Genomic DNA, 17,738 nt, shown 5'->3' with positions numbered 1-17,738 from the left:
GACCCGGTGTAGGAAGTATCGCCTGATTCGCTTCAGCGCGAGCGAAGGTCAGAGGGCGCGCAGCCGGAAGGTGAGCGTGGCCGAGCGCGGGCGCAGCATCGCCTCCGGCAGCACGTCCGGTCCGCAGGCCCGCGACCCCAACCCGTGCTGGGCGGCGTCCAGGTACAGGTGGTGGGCCGCCGGCTCGGGCAGCTCGTGCGGGTGGTCGGCCGCGGTCACCTCCTGGGCGCTGTGCCGGGACAGGGTGAACCCGGGCCACTGGCCCGCCGCGTCCGCCACCGGTGTGACCTGCAGCCACGGCGCCCCGCTACGCAGCAGGGTCAGCTCCCGCAGCCCCGGCCGGTGCCCGGACTCCTGCGGTCGGGCATACGGCACCGTCAGCTCCTCGATACCTCCCTCGTGCCGGCCCAGCCACACCGAGGCCATCGTGTCCGGGTAGGCATCGTGCGGGCCGAGACCGAACCAGCGGGCACCGTCCACACTCGTCGGCAGCCGCAGGTGCACCCCCAGCCGCGGCCACACGTCGTCGAAGCCGGTGCTCGGGGTGATCCTCACCTGCAGCACCGCCTCCACCGCTCCGCCCGACTGCTCGGCGGTCCAGGTCTCGGTCACGTCCAGCCCGGCGCGGGAGTCGGCGGTGGAGACCCGCCGGCGCACGGTGCGCACCTGTTCGTCCGCCTCGAGCGCCACCACCCGGGAGACCAACCGGTGCAACCCGGCCGCCCGCCACCGGTCCGCGGCGGAGGGCGAGTGGTCATGGGTGGTGAACGCCTCCGGCGGCACCCGGTCATAGCTCGGCCCGGAGGTGCCCTCGTCGTTGTCCGTCGGTGCCCGCCACAGCTCCACCGCCGGACCGGACACCTCCTGCCCGGCCAGCGAGGTCAGCTCCGCCCCGGTGAAGCCCACCGGCGCCTGCGCCAACGGCACCTGTACCGCGGCGGCAGCCGGACTGCGGCGCAACGGGCCGCCACCCGGTGCGGCCGGCTCGACCCACTGCCCGCGGGAGACCACGTGCCCGGCCGGCGCCCACGGCGCATCCTCGCGCAGCACCGCTACCACGGTGACCACGCGCTCGCCCCGGCGGCCCCCGCCGTCGAGCGCCTCCGGTGAGAAGAGCCGTACTTGGGCGAGGCGACCCGGACCCACCGGAGCCCCGCCGTCATCGGCCAGCTCCGCCTGCCCCGAGGCGATCTCGTGCCCGGCGACCTCCACCCGCCAGTGCAGCTCCAGGTGCGCAGTGTCGATCGAGTGGTACCGGCTGCGTACCTGCGCCACCCCGGCACCGGCTCGGCTCAGCAGCACCGGCGCCTCCACCGCCGCAAACTCCACCAGGCCTGGGGTGGGGGTGGAGTCGGACAGGATCATCCCGTCCATCACGAAGTTCCCGTCGTGCACCACCTCGCCGAAGTCTCCGCCATAGCCGAAGAACTCGGTGCCGTCGGCGGTGGACGTGCGGATGCCGTGGTCGCGCCACTCCCAGATGAACCCGCCGTGCAGCCGCGGGTAGGTGTCCACCATCGCCCGGTACTCGGTCAAGCCGCCCGGGCCGTTCCCCATCGCGTGCGCGTACTCGCAGTGGATGAACGGCTTCGTGCGCTGCCGCGTGGACTCCGCCACCGAGCAGCCCAGCAGCGGGGTGTGGTCGGCGGAGTCGCCGATCGAGGCGGTCTCGTGCACCTTGGCGTACATCCGGGAGTACACGTCGGTGTAGGCGCCGGTGTAGTCACCCTCGTAGTGCACCGGTCGGGTGCGGTCGCGCTGCCGGACCCACTCGGCCATCGCCGCCAGGTTGCGCCCGGTGCCGGACTCGTTGCCCAGCGACCACAGGACCACGCTCGGGTGGTTCTTGTCCCGCTCCACCGTGCGGGTGATCCGGTCCAGGTAGGCCTCGTGCCAGCGCGGGTCGTCGCTCGGGTTGTCCACCCAGCCGCCGGCGCCGAACCCGTGCGTCTCCAGGTCGCACTCCAGCACCACCCACAGGCCCAGCTCGTCGGCCAGGTCCAGCAGCCGCGGGTGCGGCGGGTAGTGCGAGGTGCGGATCGCGTTCACGTTGTGCCGCTTCATCAGCGCCAGGTCCGCGCGGGCGTCGGTCTCGTCGAACACCCGGCCGCGGTCCGGGTGGGTCTCGTGCCGGTTCATCCCGGAGAACACCAGCCGGCGGCCGTTGGCCAGCAGCTGGTCGCCGCTGATCTGCACCCGGCGGAAGCCCAGCTGCAGCGTGATCGTCTCGACGGCGTTGCTCACCTGGGCCTGATACCGCACCGGGTCCTCGGCCGACCAGGGGGCCACCTGCCCGACCGGGACCTCGGTGACGTCCGCCGGGGTGTCCCAGGTGAGGTCCACGCCCAGGTCCGGGATGCGCAGGTGGACCGGGAACGCGCCCTCGCCGGCGGTGATCTCCGGGGCCAGGTAGCCCTCGCCGGTGGCCGGGTCGTAGTCGGCGTCCAGCCAGAGGTCCTCGATGCCGCCGGCGGGCCTGCGCAGCAGGGTCACCTCCCGGAAGATGCCCGGTAGCCACCACTGGTCCTGGTCCTCCAGGTAGGAGCCGGCCGACCACTGGGCCACCCGCACCGCCACGGTGTTCTGCCCGGCCTTGACGGCGTCGGTGACGTCCAGCTCGTGCGCCAGCCGGCTGCCGGCCGCCGAGCCGATGAGGTGGCCGTTCACCCAGACCCAGAAGAACGACTCCACCCCGTCGAACCGCAGCAGCACCTGACCGTCGTCGAGCCAGTCGGCCGGCACGGTGATGCTGCGGCGGTACTCCCCGGTCGGGTTCTCGTCCGGCACGTGCGGTACGTCGATCGGGAACGGGTACTGCACGTTGGTGTAGATCGGGTTGCCGTACTTCCCCTCGCCGGTGAGCACCCAGTGGGACGGGACCGCGATGGCCTCCCAGGAGGAGTCGTCGTAGTCCGGGGCGGCGAAGGCGTCGGCGGCCTCGCCGGCGGGGGCCGGGAACCCCGGAGTGCCGGGTACCCCCGGCAGCAGGCGGAACTGCCACGGGCCGCTGAGGTCCAGGCGCGGGGCATCGCTGGGTAGCGCGGAGCGGGCAGGTCGCAGGGCGCCGGCCCCCGGGGAGAAGGAGGTGTGCGGCTGAGGCTGGTGGTCGGTGGCGGCGGGCACGGACGGCTCCTTTGCGGCTTCGGGCTCTACGGACCGGGGCTCGCGGGCTCCGGCTCTGTTGCTGCGATGCGGTCACGGCGCAGGCGGTGCACCAGGAACCTTGCCTGCGCCTTGAGGGCACGTCCGGCACGCTAACACAATCCCGATCGCATGTTCGAGATTAGAGTGGGTCGGTACGCTGCGTCGGCAGAGAGGAGGCCCGGTGGTACAAGCTCCCGTCCCGCGTGGCCCACGTGGGCCCTACCGCAAGTCCGCCGAGCGGCGCCGCCGGATCGTGGCGGCGGCGGCCCAGGTGTTCTCCCGCGATGGCTACCGAGGGGCGACGATCCGTGCCATCGCCGCCGAGGCGGGGATGAGCCCCTCCAGCCTGCTGCACTTCTTCGGCAGCAAGCAAGAGCTCCTCTGGGCCACGATGGCGCACCGGGACGCGCACAAGTTCGCCGGTGGGCGAGAGGGGGTACGTGGGTACCCGGACCGGGTGGTCGGCCAGGCGGTGGCGAACGAGGAGATCCCGCACCTCATCCAGCTCTACGCCGTGCTCAGCGCGGAGTCGGCCACCCGGGACCACCCGGCACAGGAGTACTTCGCCACCCGTTTCGCCAAGGTGCGCGACGGGATCACCGCTGAGTTCACCGCGCTTGCCGACGCGGGCCTGCTGCGGCCCGGTGTGGACCCGCGCACCGCCGCGGTGACCGTGGTGGCGCTCTGGGACGGGGTGCAGCTGCAGTGGTTGCACGACCCAGAGGTGATCAGCGCGGCGCAGGTGCTGCGCGACTACTTCGCGCTCGTGCTCGCCGAGCCGAGCGTGCTCACCGACATCCCGACACTACGCCGCCAGTGGCGCGCCTGCTCGCCGCGCTCGGCCCCGGATCCGGGGGACTACGACGGCGGTGTGGACCCGGTCACGGACGCGCTTTAGCACTCGCCTTGACCGAGTGCTAACTCCTGCATAGATTTAGACCCGAGGTCCCCTCTCCGGAGGGGGCGTTCACCCGTACGCACCGGTACCGACCGGCCCCCGCGACGGCGGTTTGGTGCTGAGGCGGCGGGAGACCTTTGTCATTGTTCACCACTCACGCGAAGGGGAGGTCCGCAGTGTCGGTCTCCATCAAGCCGCTCGAGGACCGGATCGTCGTCAAGACGGTCGAGGCCGAGCAGACCACCGCGTCCGGGCTCGTCATCCCGGACACTGCCAAGGAGAAGCCGCAGGAGGGCGAGGTGCTGGCGATCGGCCCGGGTCGGGTCGACGACAACGGCAACCGCGTCCCGCTCGACGTGTCCGTCGGCGACGTCGTCATCTACAGCAAGTACGGCGGCACCGAGGTGAAGTACGCCGGGGAGGAGTACCTCATCCTCTCCGCCCGCGACGTGCTCGCCGTGGTCCAGAAGTGACTCTCTGACCGTAGCGACGAAGGCCCCGACCTGGTGCAGGTCGGGGCCTTCGTCGTTGCTAGGGGATCAGCTGGCGGCCGGTGTCTCGCGGGCGAGGATCGCCGCGCGCTCGTCCTCGGTCAGCCCGCCCCACACACCGTAGGGTTCGCGCACCCGCAGCGCGTGCTCACGGCACTGCTGGATCACCGGGCAGGTGGCGCAGATCGCCTTGGCGTTCGCGTCTCGTCGTCGACGTGCGGCACCGCGCTCACCCTCCGGGTGGAAGAACTGCTCGTCGCCGGTCTGCCGGCACGCCCCCTGGTACTGCCATTCCCACAGATCCATGATTGGGCCGGGAAGCCTTGAAAGCTCTGCCACGATGCCACCTTCCTTCGTTCGGCCGGTCGGCAGTGATGCCTTTGTGCTGACCGGATGGACCGTTGTGTCGTGCTCGTCTGCTTCACGCTGAGGATTCGGGTGGGCCGCGAGCTGCGGTGCGCCGGATGTTGTCCTCTGTTGCTGCCGCCAACGTACAACTCATTCAGAAGTTGTTCAAGGGTCATGCGAAAATGGTTCGTGATGGCAGGTCAAGTTGTTCAGGACCGGTGCGGCCCGTAACCTCAGGGCAGTCCCGCAGAGTGGAGCGACCGGGTGCCTGCCGTCGGTCTGCTTGCAGACGAGATGACGGCCTTGGGAGAGGAGCGAGACGTGGCAGCGGCGCGATCCGGCAACGAGCGGCCCCGTCCTCTGGACGACGGCATCCGGCTGACCGTTGCTGCCGTCGCCGGCCGGCTCGGGGTGGCAGCGTCCACGTTGCGTACCTGGGAGCGGCGCTACGGTCTGGGACCGTCCGCACGCACTGCGGGTCGGCACCGGCGCTACGACGCTGACGACGTCACCCGGCTGGAGACGATGCGTCGCCTCACCCGGGAGGGGGTGGCCCCGGCGGACGCCGCGCGGCTGGCCCGTGGGCTGGACGCCGGTGACGAGGACCTGGTGCTGCCCGGCGAAGGGGGCGAGGACGCAGCGGACGAGGTGCTCGACCCGCTGTCGCTGGCAGCGGCGGCGGTGGAGGCCGACGACGTGCGGCTGCGCCGGATGATCGCCCGTGCGGTCGGCGAGGACGAGGTGCTCACCGCCTGGCAGACGCTGGTGCGCCCGGCAATGGACCTGGTCGAGGCGCGCGACCACGGTGACCGGCCCGGACGAGACCCGGCCGCTGCGCTCGAGGCGGCCCTCCTGGCCGTGGTGCGCACCGTCGTCGACACCAGGAGCGAGGCCGATGCGGTGCTCATCCACGCCGACGCGGACCGGCGCCTGGATGCGCACGTGCTCGCCGCGGAGCTGGCGCTGCAGGGGGCCGGAGTACGCGTGCTGCGGCCTGCGCGGCGTGGTCGGCAGATCGACATCGCCGCTACGGTCACCCACGCGGGGGTGCAGCTGGTGGTGCTGCTCGGACCGCCGGCACACGCAGAGAACGTGGCCGCAGCGCTCGCGGACACCGACTGCCTGCCGTTCATCGTCTCGCCCGCCGAGCTGCCGGCGGCCTTGGCGCAGCTACCGCGGGCGCGGACGCTCGCCGGGGCAGTGCACGAGATCCACGACCTCCTCGTCGAGCGCCGGGTGCTGCGCCACTGACGTGCCGGGCGGACAGGTAGCACGGTTATCATCGAACGGTGACCGAGCCGTTCGCCGTTTCCTCCTCCGCCGCCCACTCCCGTGACCCGTTCTCCTTCGTGGGTCTCACCTACGACGATGTGCTGCTGCTGCCCGGGGAGACCGACGTCATCCCGAGCGAGGTGGACACCTCCACCCGGCTCACCCGGGAGCTGTCTCTGGCGGTGCCGCTGGTCTCTGCGGCGATGGATACGGTCACCGAGGCCCGGCTGGCGATCGCGATGGCCCGCCAGGGGGGCTTGGGCATCCTGCACCGGAACCTGCCGATCGCCGACCAGGCGAGCCAGGTGGACCTGGTCAAACGGTCCGAGTCTGGCATGGTCACCAACCCGCTGACCATCTCCCCGGAGGCCACCATCGAGGAGATGGACGAGCTCTGCGGCAAGTACCGGATCTCCGGTCTGCCTGTCGTCGATGACGGCGGAGTCCTCCTGGGCATCATCACCAACCGGGACATCCGGTTCATCTCCGTAGCCGACTTCGCCACCACCTCCGTGCGCGAGGCGATGACCCCGATGCCGCTGGTCACCGGCGACGTGGGCATCTCCACCGAGGAGGCTGCCGCCCTGCTCGGCAAGCACAAGGTAGAGAAGCTGCCGCTCGTCGACTCCGCCGGGGTGCTGCGCGGCCTGATCACGGTGAAGGACTTCGTGAAGTCCGAGCAGTACCCGCTAGCCACCAAGGACGAGGAGGGCCGGCTGCGCGTGGGTGCTGCCGTCGGGTTCTTCGGCGACGCCTGGGACCGGGTGACCGCGCTCGTGGAGGCCGGTGTGGACGCCCTGGTGGTGGACACCGCCAACGGCCACGCCCGGCTGATGCTGGACATGGTCCGCCGGCTGAAGAGCGACCCGGGCACCAAGCACGTGCAGATCATCGGCGGCAACATCGCCACCCGGGAGGGAGCACAGGCGCTCGTGGACGCCGGTGTGGACGCGGTCAAGGTCGGGGTAGGCCCCGGCTCGATCTGTACCACCCGCGTGGTGGCCGGTGTCGGCGTGCCGCAGGTCACCGCCATCTACCAGGCGGCGCTGGCGTGCAAGCCGGCCGGCGTCCCGGTGATCGGTGACGGCGGACTGCAGTACTCCGGAGACATCGCCAAGGCACTGGTGGCCGGGGCGGACTCGGTGATGCTCGGCGGGCTGCTCGCCGGCTGCGACGAGTCCCCGGGGGACCTGGTGTTCGTCAACGGCAAGCAGTACAAGAGGTACCGGGGGATGGCCTCGCTCGGAGCGATGCAGTCTCGCGGGGACCGCCGCTCCTACTCCAAGGACCGCTACTTCCAGGGCGACCTGTCGGACGAGGAGATCATCACCGAAGGCATCGAGGGGCAGGTGCCCTACCGGGGCCCGCTCGCCCAGGTGGTGCACCAGCTCGCCGGCGGGCTGCACCAGTCGATGTTCTACGTGGGCGCCCGCTCGGTGCCGGAGCTGCAGCAGCGCGGTCAGTTCGTGCGGATCACCCCCGCCGGGCTGAAGGAGTCCCACCCGCACGACGTACAGATGGTCGCCGAGGCGCCGAACTACCGCTGACCTCCACCCACCCACACGGTTCGCGAACGCTCGCTTTCGCGGCGAGCTGCGCCCGGGATGCCGCACAACGGGGCGTTCCGGGTTGGTGGAACGGCGAGCACGGGGTGGCGAAACGGCGAGCGCATGAGTCGCTGGCGGGACGGGCGGAGAGCCTGGTGCTGCACTCATTCAGCCAGAGCGAGCTGGAGTCGCGGACGGGGTCGTTCGTCGATGTTGTGTTCGGCCGGACTACCCCCGTTCGTGTTCAGAGCACCTTGCGTCGACGCGACTACCTGGATCGCGCTTGTGCCGGCGGCTATCCCGAGGCGCTCTCGCGGGAGTCGGTCCGGCGTCGGTCGGACTGGTACCAGACCTATGTGAACCGCATCGTCAACCGAGACGCGGTGGACATCTCGGGCCTGCAGCGCCTGGCCGACCTGCCGCGGCTTCTTCGCCTGATCGCCGCCCGCAGCGGTTCGACGACGGTGTGGACCGCGTTGGCCAACGATGCCGGGATTCCGCGACGGACCCTGGGCCCGTACGTCAAGCTTCTCGAGACGCTGTTCCTCGTGCACGTCCTACCCGCGTGGTCGGTCAACTTGACCTCCCGCGAGATCAAGCAGCCCAAGCTTTTCACCCTCGACAGCGGTCTGGCGTCAAGCCTCCTCGGGCTCACACCGGAGGCTCTGGGCCCGACCCATCCGGCGACCGGGGGCTGCTGGAGTGCTTCGTGACCGGGGAGGTGCGCCGCCAGCTCGGATGGAGCGAGCAGCGTGCTGCCATGTACCACTACCGGGACAGTCGCGGGCTGGAGGTCGACCTGATCCTGGAGGCTCCCGATGGACGCGTAGTAGGCATCGAGACGAAAGCGGCGGCAACGGTGCAGTCGAAAGACACGGCTGGGCTTGCGGTCCTGCGAGACCGTCTTGGGGAACGGTTCGTCGGCGGCTACGTGCTGCACACCGGGGACCGCACACATGCCGTGGGCGACCGCCTCACCGCACTCCCGCTCGAAGCGCTCTGGACCGTGACCCAGAACTGACCACTCTGCTGCCGCGCGATAAGGCAGCGAACGCTCCGGTTCGCGGCGGGGAAGCGCTTGCTGGTCGCGAACGAGGGCGTTCGCGGGGGTGGTCAGGCGGTCTTGGCCGCCGGCGCGTCTCCCTCCACCGTGTGCAGCGGCCACTCCAGGCCGGCGCCCGGCCCGTCGAGGCCCTTCCGGGCGCGCCACTCGTTGAACCCGGTGGCCCATTCCCGGTGCTTGGCCGACTGCCACTCGTGCAGCTCCACCAAGCTGCGCTCGATGATCTGCGGGTGCACCTGGGCCTGTGCGGCGAGCACGTCCAGCGTGGCGGCCACGTCCACATCCGCTGTGTGCAGCGCCCCGGACTCCTGCACACCGTAGTGCCCGCACAGGTCCACCAGCTTGCGCTTTCCCTTGCGGTAGCGGTCCACCCCACGGTCGATCACCAGCGGGTCGAGCACTGGAGCGAGCGGTCGGCCGAGCTGCTCACCGATCGTGGGCAACCTGTGCCGCTCTAGCTCCCGTTCGATGATCGTCAGGTCGAAGGCCGCGTTGTAGGCGACCACGGGGATGTGGTGGGTGAACGCTGCGAGCAGCTCGGCGGCGATCTGTCGCAGTGCCGTGCGCGGAGCCATGCCGTGTGCGCGCGCGTGCTCGGTGCTGATGCCGTGGATCGCGGCGGCCTGCTCCGGGATCTCCACACCGGGGTCGATCAGCCACGTGCGCTCCTCGGTACCGTGCCTGCCTCGTCCCACGAGTGCCGCCGTGACGATCCGGTCTCGGAACGGGTTCACGCCGGTGGTCTCGGTGTCGAACCCCAGCAGTGGTCCATCGATCCAGGTCATGAGTGCCTCGCTTCGGTCCGTCGATGGCTTCACCGTGCCACAGGGCACTGACAACGTCCGGTCGTACGCGCCGAGAACGGTGAAGGGGCATCGACCGGCTCGCCGCGACCGGTAATCTGCTGGGGTGAGCAACGAGATCGAGATCGGCCGAGGCAAGCGGGGTCGCCGCGCCTACTCCTTCGACGACATCGCAGTGGTGCCCTCCAGGCGCACCCGCGACCCGGAGGAGGTGTCGATCACCTGGCAGATCGACGCCTACCAGGTGGACCTGCCGTTGCTGGCAGCGCCGATGGACTCGGTGATGAGCCCGGACACGGCGATCATGCTCGGCAAGCTGGGCGGCATCGGGGTGATCGACCTCGAGGGCTTGTGGACCCGGTACGAGGACCCGGAGCCGCTGCTCACCGAGATCGGCCAGCTGCCGCCGGAGACCGCCACGGCTCGGATGCAGGAGCTGTACGCGGCGCCGATCATCCCCGAGCTGATCACCGAGCGGCTGCAGGAGATCCGGGCGGCGGGGGTGACCGTGGCCGGTGCGCTGTCCCCGCAGCGCACCCAGGAGCACTGGCGCACCGTGGTCTCTGCTGGGGTGGACCTGTTCGTCATCCGCGGCACCACCGTCTCCGCCGAGCACGTCTCCGGCCAGGCCGAGCCGCTGAACCTCAAGCGGTTCATCTACGAGCTGGACGTGCCGGTGATCGTCGGCGGCGCCGCAACCTACACCGCAGCGCTGCACCTGATGCGCACCGGTGCAGCCGGGGTGCTGGTGGGCTTCGGCGGCGGTGCCGCGCACACCACCCGCCAGACCCTGGGCATCCACGCACCGATGGCCAGCGCCGTCGCGGACGTCGCCGCTGCCCGGCGGGACTACCTGGACGAGTCCGGTGGTCGCTACGTGCACGTGATCGCCGACGGCGGTGTGGGCCGCAGCGGTGACCTGGTCAAGGCGATCGGCTGCGGTGCGGACGCAGTGATGCTCGGTGCTGCGCTCGCCCGGGCCGAGGAGGCGCCCGGCCGGGGCTGGCACTGGGGCTCCGAGGCGCACCACCCGCAGCTGCCGCGCGGTGAGCGGGTCCGGGTCGGCACCGTGGGCAGCCTGGAGCAGATCCTGTTCGGCCCGGGCACCCGCGCGGACGGCACCACGAACCTGTTCGGTGCGCTGTGCCGGGCGATGGCCACCACCGGGTACTCCGACGTCAAGGAGTTCCAGCGGGTGGAGGTCGTGCTCTCCCCGTACACCCCGAAGTGAGCCGGGCCGTCCTCGGCGACCAGGTGCCGGCGGTGACTGCGCGGCTGGCCGAGGCGTGAGTCAACTGCCCACCCGGCCCCAGTCGACCCCGGTGGGCTCGAGCATCACCGCGGTTCGAGCAGGAACACCGGGATCTGTCGGTCAGCCTTCTGCTGGTAGTCCGCATAGGACGGGAATGCCTGGACCGCCCGCTGCCACCAGGTGGCGCGCTCGGCACCGGTGAGCTCTCGGGCTGCCATCGGCGTCTCGACGGTGCCGTCGAGCACGCTGACCTCGTCGGGGTGGGTGCGCAGGTTGGCCACCCACTGCGGATTCGTGGGTGCACCGCCCTTGCTGGCCACCGCCAGGTACCGCCCCTCGTGTGCTACGCGCATCAGCGGCACCCGGCGCGGCCGGCCGGAGCGTGCCCCGATCATCGTCACCACGACCACCGGTCGGCCCTGGACCTCCACGGCAGCGGTGTCCCCGCCGGCTGCATCGATCGCATCGAGCTGCTTGCGCACCCAGTCGGTGGCGGGCTGGACGTAGTTCTGCCGGTCGACCTCGCGCTGTGCCATACCTCTGCCAACCCGCGGCGGGGCGCGAATGTTCCACTCTCGAGTGGCACCGACCGGGTGCGATACTGGCCCCAGGCACCAGACCTGGAGCGAAGTGGAGCAGTGAACAGCTGATGACCGACGAGACCGCCTACCGCATCGAGCACGACACCATGGGCGAGGTGCGGGTACCCAAGGACGCCACCTACCGGGCGCAGACGCAGCGCGCGGTGGAGAACTTCCAGATCTCCGGGACGGGCATCTCCCGCCACCACATCGCCGCTCTCGCGCAGATCAAGCGCGCCGCGGCACGGGCCAATAGCGAGCTCGGCGTGCTGGACGCGGAGCGGGCCGAGGCGATCCGCGCCGCCGCCGACCGGGTGATCTCCGGGGAGTTCGACCACGACTTCCCGATCGACATATTCCAGACCGGGTCCGGCACCTCCTCGAACATGAACGCCAACGAGGTGATCGCCACGCTGGCCTCCACCGAGGCGCTCGAGGTGCACCCGAACGACCACGTGAACGCCTCGCAGTCCTCCAACGACACCTTCCCTGCGTCCATCCACGTGGCCGCCACCCAGGCAGTGATCTCCGAGCTGCTGCCCGGGCTGGAGACCCTCGCGGCCTCGCTGCAGCGCAAGGCCGACGAGTACGCGGAGGTGGTCAAGGCCGGGCGCACGCACCTGATGGACGCCACACCGGTCACCCTCGGCCAGGAGTTCGGCGGTTACGCCCAGCAGGTCCGCAACGGTATCGATCGGCTCGCTGCCGCACTGCCCCGACTGGCCGAGCTGCCGCTGGGCGGTACTGCGGTCGGCACCGGTATCAACACCCCGGTCGGGTTCGCTGGCCGGGTGATCGAGCTGGTCGCGGAGAACACCGGCCTGCCGCTGACCGAGGCACCGAACCACTTCGAGGCGCAGGGCGCGCAGGACTCCCTGGTGGAGGCCTCCGGGCAGCTGCGCACGATCGCGGTGTCCCTGGTGAAGATCTGCAACGACCTGCGCTGGATGGGCTCCGGACCGCGCACCGGCCTGGGCGAGATCGCCCTGCCGGACCTGCAGCCCGGCTCCTCGATCATGCCCGGGAAGGTGAACCCGGTGATCCCGGAGGCCGTGCTGATGGTCTGTGCCCAGGTGATCGGCAACGATGCGGCGATCGCCTTCGCCGGCACCACCGGGTCGTTCGAGCTGAACGTGATGCTGCCGGTGATGGCCCGCAACCTGCTGGAGTCGATCACGCTGCTGGCCAACGCCGCGGAGCACCTGGCGACCAAGTGCGTGGACGGCATCACCGCGAACGTGGACCACGCCCGGAGGCTGGCCGAGTCCTCACCTTCGATCGTCACCCCGCTGAACCGCTACATCGGCTACGAGGCGGCCGCGAAGATCGCCAAGCACGCGATCGCCGAGGGCATCACCATCCGCCAGGCCGTGGAGGACCTCGGGTACGTCGAGCGCGGGGAGGTCACCGCCGAGCAGCTGGACACCGCGCTGGACGTGATGTCGATGACCCACCCCTGACCGCCGGGCGGGCTGCCACGCCGATGCGGGCAGCCCGCACCCGTCCGCGGTCTCAGACTTGGTGCAGGTGCAGCAGCACCAGTCGCTCGGGGTTCAGTGCCGGTGGCTGGATGCCCAGCTCTGCGAGCAGCCGGCCGCTGATGGTCAGCCCGTCGGCCCACCACGACGGCGTCCCGTGCGTGGCCAGCGGCTCGCTCGCATCCGCAGGGGGCAGGGCACGCACCCGATAGGTGGCCTCCGGGTCCAGCCCGGGTAGCTGGATCCGCCCTGCCGGGGCGGCCGCTGCGCTGCGCAGGTTCACGACGGCGTAGATCGCCTCGGTCTGGTCGGTTGCTACCACGCCGTGGCACCAGCCGCCTTCGGGCAGGTGGTCGGCGCGGACCACCGTGCCGGTGTGCAGCAGGTGGCGGTGGGTCTTGTGCACGCGGATCCAGTCGGTGAGCTGGTCCAGGTCCTCTTCCGTGGCTGAGGTGAGGTCCCACTCGATGCCCAGGTGGGAGAAGAACGCGGTGCCGGCCCGGTAGGTCAGGGTGTGGGTGCGTCCGGTGGTGTGGGAGGTGGGGGAGGCGATGTGGGAGCCGATCAGCTCGGGTGGGAGCAGCAGCCGGGTGCCGGACTCGATCAGCTGGCGTTCGGTGGGGTCGTTGCAGTCCGAGCCCCAGATGCGGTCGGCGTGGGCCATCATGCCCAGGTCGATCCTGCCCCCGCCGCTGGCGCAGGACTCGATCTCCAGGCCTGGGTGGGTGGCCTTGAGCTCGTCGATCAGGTCATAGACGGCCAGCGTCTGGGCGTGCACGGCGGGCCGGCCGGTGGCCCGGGTGCCCGGCTCGACCAGGGACCGGTTGTGGTCCCACTTGATGTAGTCGATCTGGTATTCGCTCACCAGGGCACTGATCCGGTCGCGCAGGTAGGTGTAGGCCTCCGGGATGGTCAGGTTCAGCACCTGCTGGTGGCGGTGGCGCACCGGCAGGCGCTGGCCGGGGGCGAGGATCCAGTCCGGGTGGGCCCGGGCCAGGTCGGAGTCCTCGTTGATCATCTCTGGTTCGAACCAGAGTCCGAACTGCATGCCCCGCTCGCGTACTGCCGCTACCAGCGGGCCCAGGCCATCGGGCCAGACGTCCTCGGCCACGTACCAGTCGCCCAGACCTGCGGTGTCGTCCCGGCGGTGGCGGAACCAGCCATCATCGAGCACATACCGTTCCACCCCGACCCGTCCGGCCCGGTCGGCCAAGGCCACCAACCTGTCCAGGTCGTGGTCGAAGTAGACCGCCTCCCACACGTTCAACGTCACCGGCCGCGGGCTGCGGGGGTGCTCGGGCCGGGCGCGCAGGAAGTCGTGGAACCGGGAGGCCACCTCGTCCAGGCCCACCCCGGCCGAGGCGTAGATCCACGGTGAGGTGTAGGAGGCACCTTCGGCCAGGCGCACCTCTCCGGAAAGCAGCAGCTCCCCACCCGCCAACGTCGTCACGTCGGTGTTCGTCCGCTCGGCATAGCTGCGGGTGTTGCCCGACCAGCCCACATGCAGGGCCCACACCCGCCCGGAGCGCCAGGAGAACCCCGCCTCCCCGGCCGCGGTGAACAGGCTGGCCTCGTGCGCCGACGCCCGGCGAGACTCCCGCAGGTGCGTGCCGATGGTCAGCGGCATCCGCTGCAGGGAGCGTTCCCGCAGCTGGCGGCCGGTCATGTCCATCAGCTCAGTGGCCTGCGGGGGCACCGGCAGCGCCAGGTCCAGGGTGGCCAGGTCGTAGACTCCTTGGCCGGTGTTGGTCACCTGCGCACGGGTACGCAGCACCCCGGAGGCCGCCAGCTGCACCTCGATGCTCAGGTCCAGACCCGCCACCGAGTCCGAGGCTGTGACCTGCACGTGGTGGGCGATCTCCGGCCGGTCCGAGGCCAGCACCTGCACCCCCGTCACAGTGAACGCCGGAGAGAAGTCCGCACCCTCCCGGTGCCCGGTGATCCCCGGGGTCCACAACCAGCCGTCCGCTGGCGAGGGCAGCAACGCGGCGGGGACACCGTTGCTGGGCAGGCCGGTCAGCGCTCGCTGCGGCCCGGAGGCGACCAGGGCGTCCAGGTCGGCGGCACTCAGCGCGCCCAGGTCCTGCCCCCAGTGCAGCACCCGCGGCAGACCGCTGGTGGGCACCTCCAGCACCACCTGCGCCCCAGAACTACGAAAAGACAGGCGAGTACCGCCGTCGGGCAGAGAAAACTGATCAAGAGTCACAGGGTTCCTTCAGAGCTGGTCGTGGTGGTTGCCATGGGTGAGGCTTCAGTATCTGTGGCTGCGATGCAAGACCGGCGGCAGCCCGGGGATCTGTGCAGCGAGCACCGGCCGGTCAGGGCAGCGGGTAGCTGCGCAGGTCCCCGTTCATGGTGGCCACGATGTAGTGGCCCCCGTCCGCGGAGAGCACGGGTGTGCTGAAGACGTAGTCGGGTGCCATCTGTCCAAGGATCTGGCTGCTCCCGTCTTCCAGGTCCACTGTCGCCACCAGCCCGCCAGCGCTGGTCACGATCACGGTGGAGTCTCGGACCAGGTAGTCCGCGTTCTTGATGTACGGGACCGTCTCGACCTCCAGCTCGGCGTCACCTGTCGCGGGGTCGAGGAGCATGACCGTACCCTGCTCGCTGACCACCAGGATGCGCTCGCGCCACATCCGCGGGGCCGGAGAGACACCGAACGGCCCCTCCCGTTCCCAGATCCGGTCGCCACTGCTGCGGTCTACGGCCCGCATCGAGTCTTTGCTGCAGGCGAGGATCGCGTTCTCCGGCAGCAGCAGGCGCTGCGCCTGCCACGGCCCGTGGCGCAGCTGGCCGTAGACGTCGGTGTAACCCTCTGCCTGCTCGATGCTCCACTCTGGTTCGCCGGTGCGAGCGTCGAAGGCCCAGGTCTTCCCGTCACCGACGCCGAGGTAGACCCGGTCGCCGTCGCAGGTGGCCGGGCCACCGCTGATCCCGGTCAGCTGTTGGCTCCACCGGACCGAACCGTCGGCCGCATCCAGGCAGTACAAGGAGTCGGCAGCGATCGCGAGCACGGCGTCGTCGCCGTCGATGGTGGTCGCCGTCAGGTCCGATCCCACTGGGGCGCCGACATCAGTTCGCCAGAGCAGCGCACCGTCGGTGGAGTCCAGCGCATAGACATGATGATCGGCGCAGGGGAAGAAGATCTGGTGCTGGTCGGCGATGGCGGCCGGGTCGTTGTACACAGGACCGATGTGGGCTCGCCAGGCCGGCTGGACGCCGCGACCCGCGCTGCGCATCGCCCACACGTGGCCCGCAGTAGTGGCGGTGATCACCTGGTCCTGGTCCGAGATGAGCGCGGCCGAGGTTGTCCCACGGAGACGGAAGGTCCAGTCCGGGGTGAACCCGTCCAGCTCGAAGTGGATCGTGGTGTGCCACAGGTTCGCGCCCACCGGTCCGTTACCGCCCGGGGCGGAGACCCTGACGAAGGCGCGGTTCTCGCCGGCCGGGACATCGGTGAGGTCGAGGATGCCGGACCAGGTGTTCTGGTCGGCTCGCAGGAGCTCGAAGTTGTCGATGGTGCCACTGGCTAGCCTCGGCCCCATCACCGCGGCCTCGACCTTCTCCGGCTGCGCATCGGGTGCCAGATCCACGTCGACCTTCAGGCCAGTCTCCGTGACCTGGACCTCGGCGCGAGTGGGCTGGAGCCGGTTGCGGTTGGCGGGTGCCAGGTCGATCGCCGGCAGCGAGCGACGGCCCGGCTCCACGTCGGGGTCGGTGGGGTCGGCGATATCGACGCGCTCCACCTCGAGCACGTCACCGTCCTCGGTGGTCTTCCGGGTCAGGGTGTAGTAACCGGGTTCTTCGCCGTTGGAGACGCCGGTGAGCTCGGTCAGCCCGTTGACCACGTTGTTGCGTTCGCTGTGGATGTGTCCGCACAGGTAGGCATGGGCACCGGCCTCGGTGAGGACGTCGAGCACCTTGTCAGCGTTGCGGATCTGGTTCGGCGTCAAGGCGAGCACGTGATGGCCGACCGCCAGGATGGGGCGACCGGCTGCCGTGGCCAGGTCGCGGCGGAGCCAGGAGATCTGCTGGTCGTCGAGGTCGGCGACGCCTTGCTGTTCGATGGAGGTGTCGGTGAAGACGATGTGGATGTCATCGAGGTCGATGGAGTACATGCGCGGTCCGACCTCGGACTCGTAGGCCTGGTACGCATCGTTGTTCCAGTGGGTCTCGTGGTTGCCCGGTACGTGGTGGAGCCGCTCGCGGAACGCGGGTGGGAACATCTCCATCCAGGTGCGCAGCGCTCGTTCGGTGCCGTGATCAGTGAGGTCACCGCCATGCAGGACCAGATCAGGATCGAGCTCGACCAGGGCATCGGCACAGGCGCGGGCCCGCGCCACCTTGACCTCGTCCTCGGGGTTGACGTGCACATCGGTGATGAAGGCGATCACCTGCCCGTCGCTCGGCTCTTCGGCCGCTTGTGCCGGCAGCGCCGACAGGCCTGGTAGCGCGGTGACCAGTGGCAGCGGCGTGAGTGCGAGCAATTGGCGGCGATTGATCGAGACAGCACTGTCTGACATGGGGGTGTCCTTCCGGTCGGTGTCGAACGACCGGCGCCGCACTGGCTGCTTCCGGTCTGGGGTCCCGCAACGGGTGGGGCTGAGCCCCGGTGGGAGTCACTCTGACCACCGCCGCCATGTCCTGCAAGAGTTCCCGGCCGACGTGCACAATCGTGCAAGACCCAGAAGCTCCGACGAGGTCGCCGTCGCTGCAGCGCTGACGTCGATCCTGATCATTGCGTCGTCGCAGCGGGCTGCGGTCTGACCGACACGTCGATCGCTACACAGGTGCTGAGTTGCGCTGCGCTGCCGCCGCCCGCGGCACGCGGCTGAAACTGTCCTCCCACCGCCACGGCGCG

The 17,738-nt window shown here is 70.3% G+C and carries 12 protein-coding genes and 1 pseudogene; 7 read left to right on the top strand and 6 right to left on the bottom strand.

The window, feature by feature from the left end:
• Positions 1–48: 48 nt before the first annotated feature.
• Positions 49–3,123, bottom strand: a complete 3,075-nt coding sequence (locus K338_RS0108450; protein WP_022917744.1) for a glycoside hydrolase family 2 TIM barrel-domain containing protein — start codon at positions 3,121–3,123, stop codon at positions 49–51.
• Between the two features lie 202 nt (positions 3,124–3,325).
• Here K338_RS0108450 and K338_RS21395 point away from each other — a divergent pair, with 202 nt between their 5' ends.
• Positions 3,326–4,042: a TetR/AcrR family transcriptional regulator gene (locus tag K338_RS21395; RefSeq protein ID WP_022917743.1), complete on the top strand. Its 717-nt coding sequence runs from the start codon at positions 3,326–3,328 to the stop codon at positions 4,040–4,042.
• 176 nt (positions 4,043–4,218) lie between these two features.
• Complete coding sequence (gene groES / locus K338_RS0108440) at positions 4,219–4,515, top strand: co-chaperone GroES (RefSeq protein ID WP_022917742.1); 297 nt, start codon at positions 4,219–4,221, stop codon at positions 4,513–4,515.
• Positions 4,516–4,581: 66 nt separating this feature from the next.
• On the opposite strand, the gene K338_RS0108435 is transcribed toward groES, so the two are convergent.
• A complete protein-coding gene (locus tag K338_RS0108435; protein WP_027286605.1) occupies positions 4,582–4,872 on the bottom strand; it encodes a WhiB family transcriptional regulator in 291 nt (96 codons plus the stop codon).
• 330 nt (positions 4,873–5,202) lie between these two features.
• Here K338_RS0108435 and K338_RS24405 point away from each other — a divergent pair, with 330 nt between their 5' ends.
• From K338_RS24405 to K338_RS26570, 3 genes and pseudogenes are all read left to right on the top strand, one after another.
• Positions 5,203–6,132: a MerR family transcriptional regulator gene (locus K338_RS24405; protein WP_245542923.1), complete on the top strand. Its 930-nt coding sequence runs from the start codon at positions 5,203–5,205 to the stop codon at positions 6,130–6,132.
• Positions 6,133–6,170: 38 nt separating this feature from the next.
• Positions 6,171–7,700, top strand: coding sequence for an IMP dehydrogenase (guaB, locus tag K338_RS0108425; RefSeq protein WP_022917739.1), 1,530 nt, complete (start codon positions 6,171–6,173; stop codon positions 7,698–7,700).
• 104 nt (positions 7,701–7,804) lie between these two features.
• A pseudogene (locus K338_RS26570) lies at positions 7,805–8,721 on the top strand (ATP-binding protein).
• Between the two features lie 92 nt (positions 8,722–8,813).
• On the opposite strand, the gene K338_RS21380 reads toward K338_RS26570, so the two are convergent.
• On the bottom strand, positions 8,814–9,548 hold the full coding sequence (locus K338_RS21380; RefSeq protein WP_022917738.1) for an exonuclease domain-containing protein: 735 nt from the start codon (positions 9,546–9,548) through the stop codon (positions 8,814–8,816).
• Between the two features lie 124 nt (positions 9,549–9,672).
• On the opposite strand from K338_RS21380, the gene K338_RS0108410 reads away from it, so the two are divergent.
• Positions 9,673–10,797: a GuaB3 family IMP dehydrogenase-related protein gene (locus K338_RS0108410; protein WP_022917737.1), complete on the top strand. Its 1,125-nt coding sequence runs from the start codon at positions 9,673–9,675 to the stop codon at positions 10,795–10,797.
• Positions 10,798–10,901: 104 nt separating this feature from the next.
• Here the strand turns inward: K338_RS0108410 and K338_RS0108405 are convergent, their stop codons facing one another.
• Complete coding sequence (locus tag K338_RS0108405; protein WP_022917736.1) at positions 10,902–11,354, bottom strand: nitroreductase family deazaflavin-dependent oxidoreductase; 453 nt, start codon at positions 11,352–11,354, stop codon at positions 10,902–10,904.
• 113 nt (positions 11,355–11,467) lie between these two features.
• Here K338_RS0108405 and K338_RS0108400 point away from each other — a divergent pair, with 113 nt between their 5' ends.
• Positions 11,468–12,859 (top strand): class II fumarate hydratase, encoded by a 1,392-nt coding sequence (locus K338_RS0108400; RefSeq protein ID WP_022917735.1) that lies wholly within the window; start codon positions 11,468–11,470, stop codon positions 12,857–12,859.
• A gap of 52 nt (positions 12,860–12,911) precedes the next feature.
• On the opposite strand, the gene K338_RS0108395 is transcribed toward K338_RS0108400, so the two are convergent.
• Complete coding sequence (locus tag K338_RS0108395; protein ID WP_022917734.1) at positions 12,912–15,083, bottom strand: alpha-galactosidase; 2,172 nt, start codon at positions 15,081–15,083, stop codon at positions 12,912–12,914.
• Positions 15,084–15,195: 112 nt separating this feature from the next.
• The gene (locus K338_RS0108390; RefSeq protein WP_157612319.1) at positions 15,196–17,400 is read right to left on the bottom strand and encodes an outer membrane protein assembly factor BamB family protein; all 2,205 of its coding nucleotides are present in this window, start codon (positions 17,398–17,400) and stop codon (positions 15,196–15,198) included.
• Positions 17,401–17,738: the final 338 nt, after the last annotated feature.

Source organism: Ruania albidiflava DSM 18029, from assembly GCF_000421225.1.
GTDB lineage: Bacteria > Actinomycetota > Actinomycetes > Actinomycetales > Beutenbergiaceae > Ruania > Ruania albidiflava.
Note: the sequence above shows the minus strand (reverse complement) of the source record. Positions and strands in the feature narration are given on the sequence as shown.

Excerpts from the sequence above, each read along its gene's own strand:
- K338_RS0108405 (WP_022917736.1), bottom strand. The coding sequence starts at position 11,354 with ATGGCACAGCGCGAGGTCGACCGGCAGAACTACGTCCAGCCCGCCACC.
- K338_RS0108400 (WP_022917735.1), top strand. The coding sequence starts at position 11,468 with ATGACCGACGAGACCGCCTACCGCATCGAGCACGACACCATGGGCGAG.
- K338_RS21380 (WP_022917738.1), bottom strand. The coding sequence starts at position 9,548 with ATGACCTGGATCGATGGACCACTGCTGGGGTTCGACACCGAGACCACC.
- K338_RS0108390 (WP_157612319.1), bottom strand. The coding sequence starts at position 17,400 with ATGTCAGACAGTGCTGTCTCGATCAATCGCCGCCAATTGCTCGCACTC.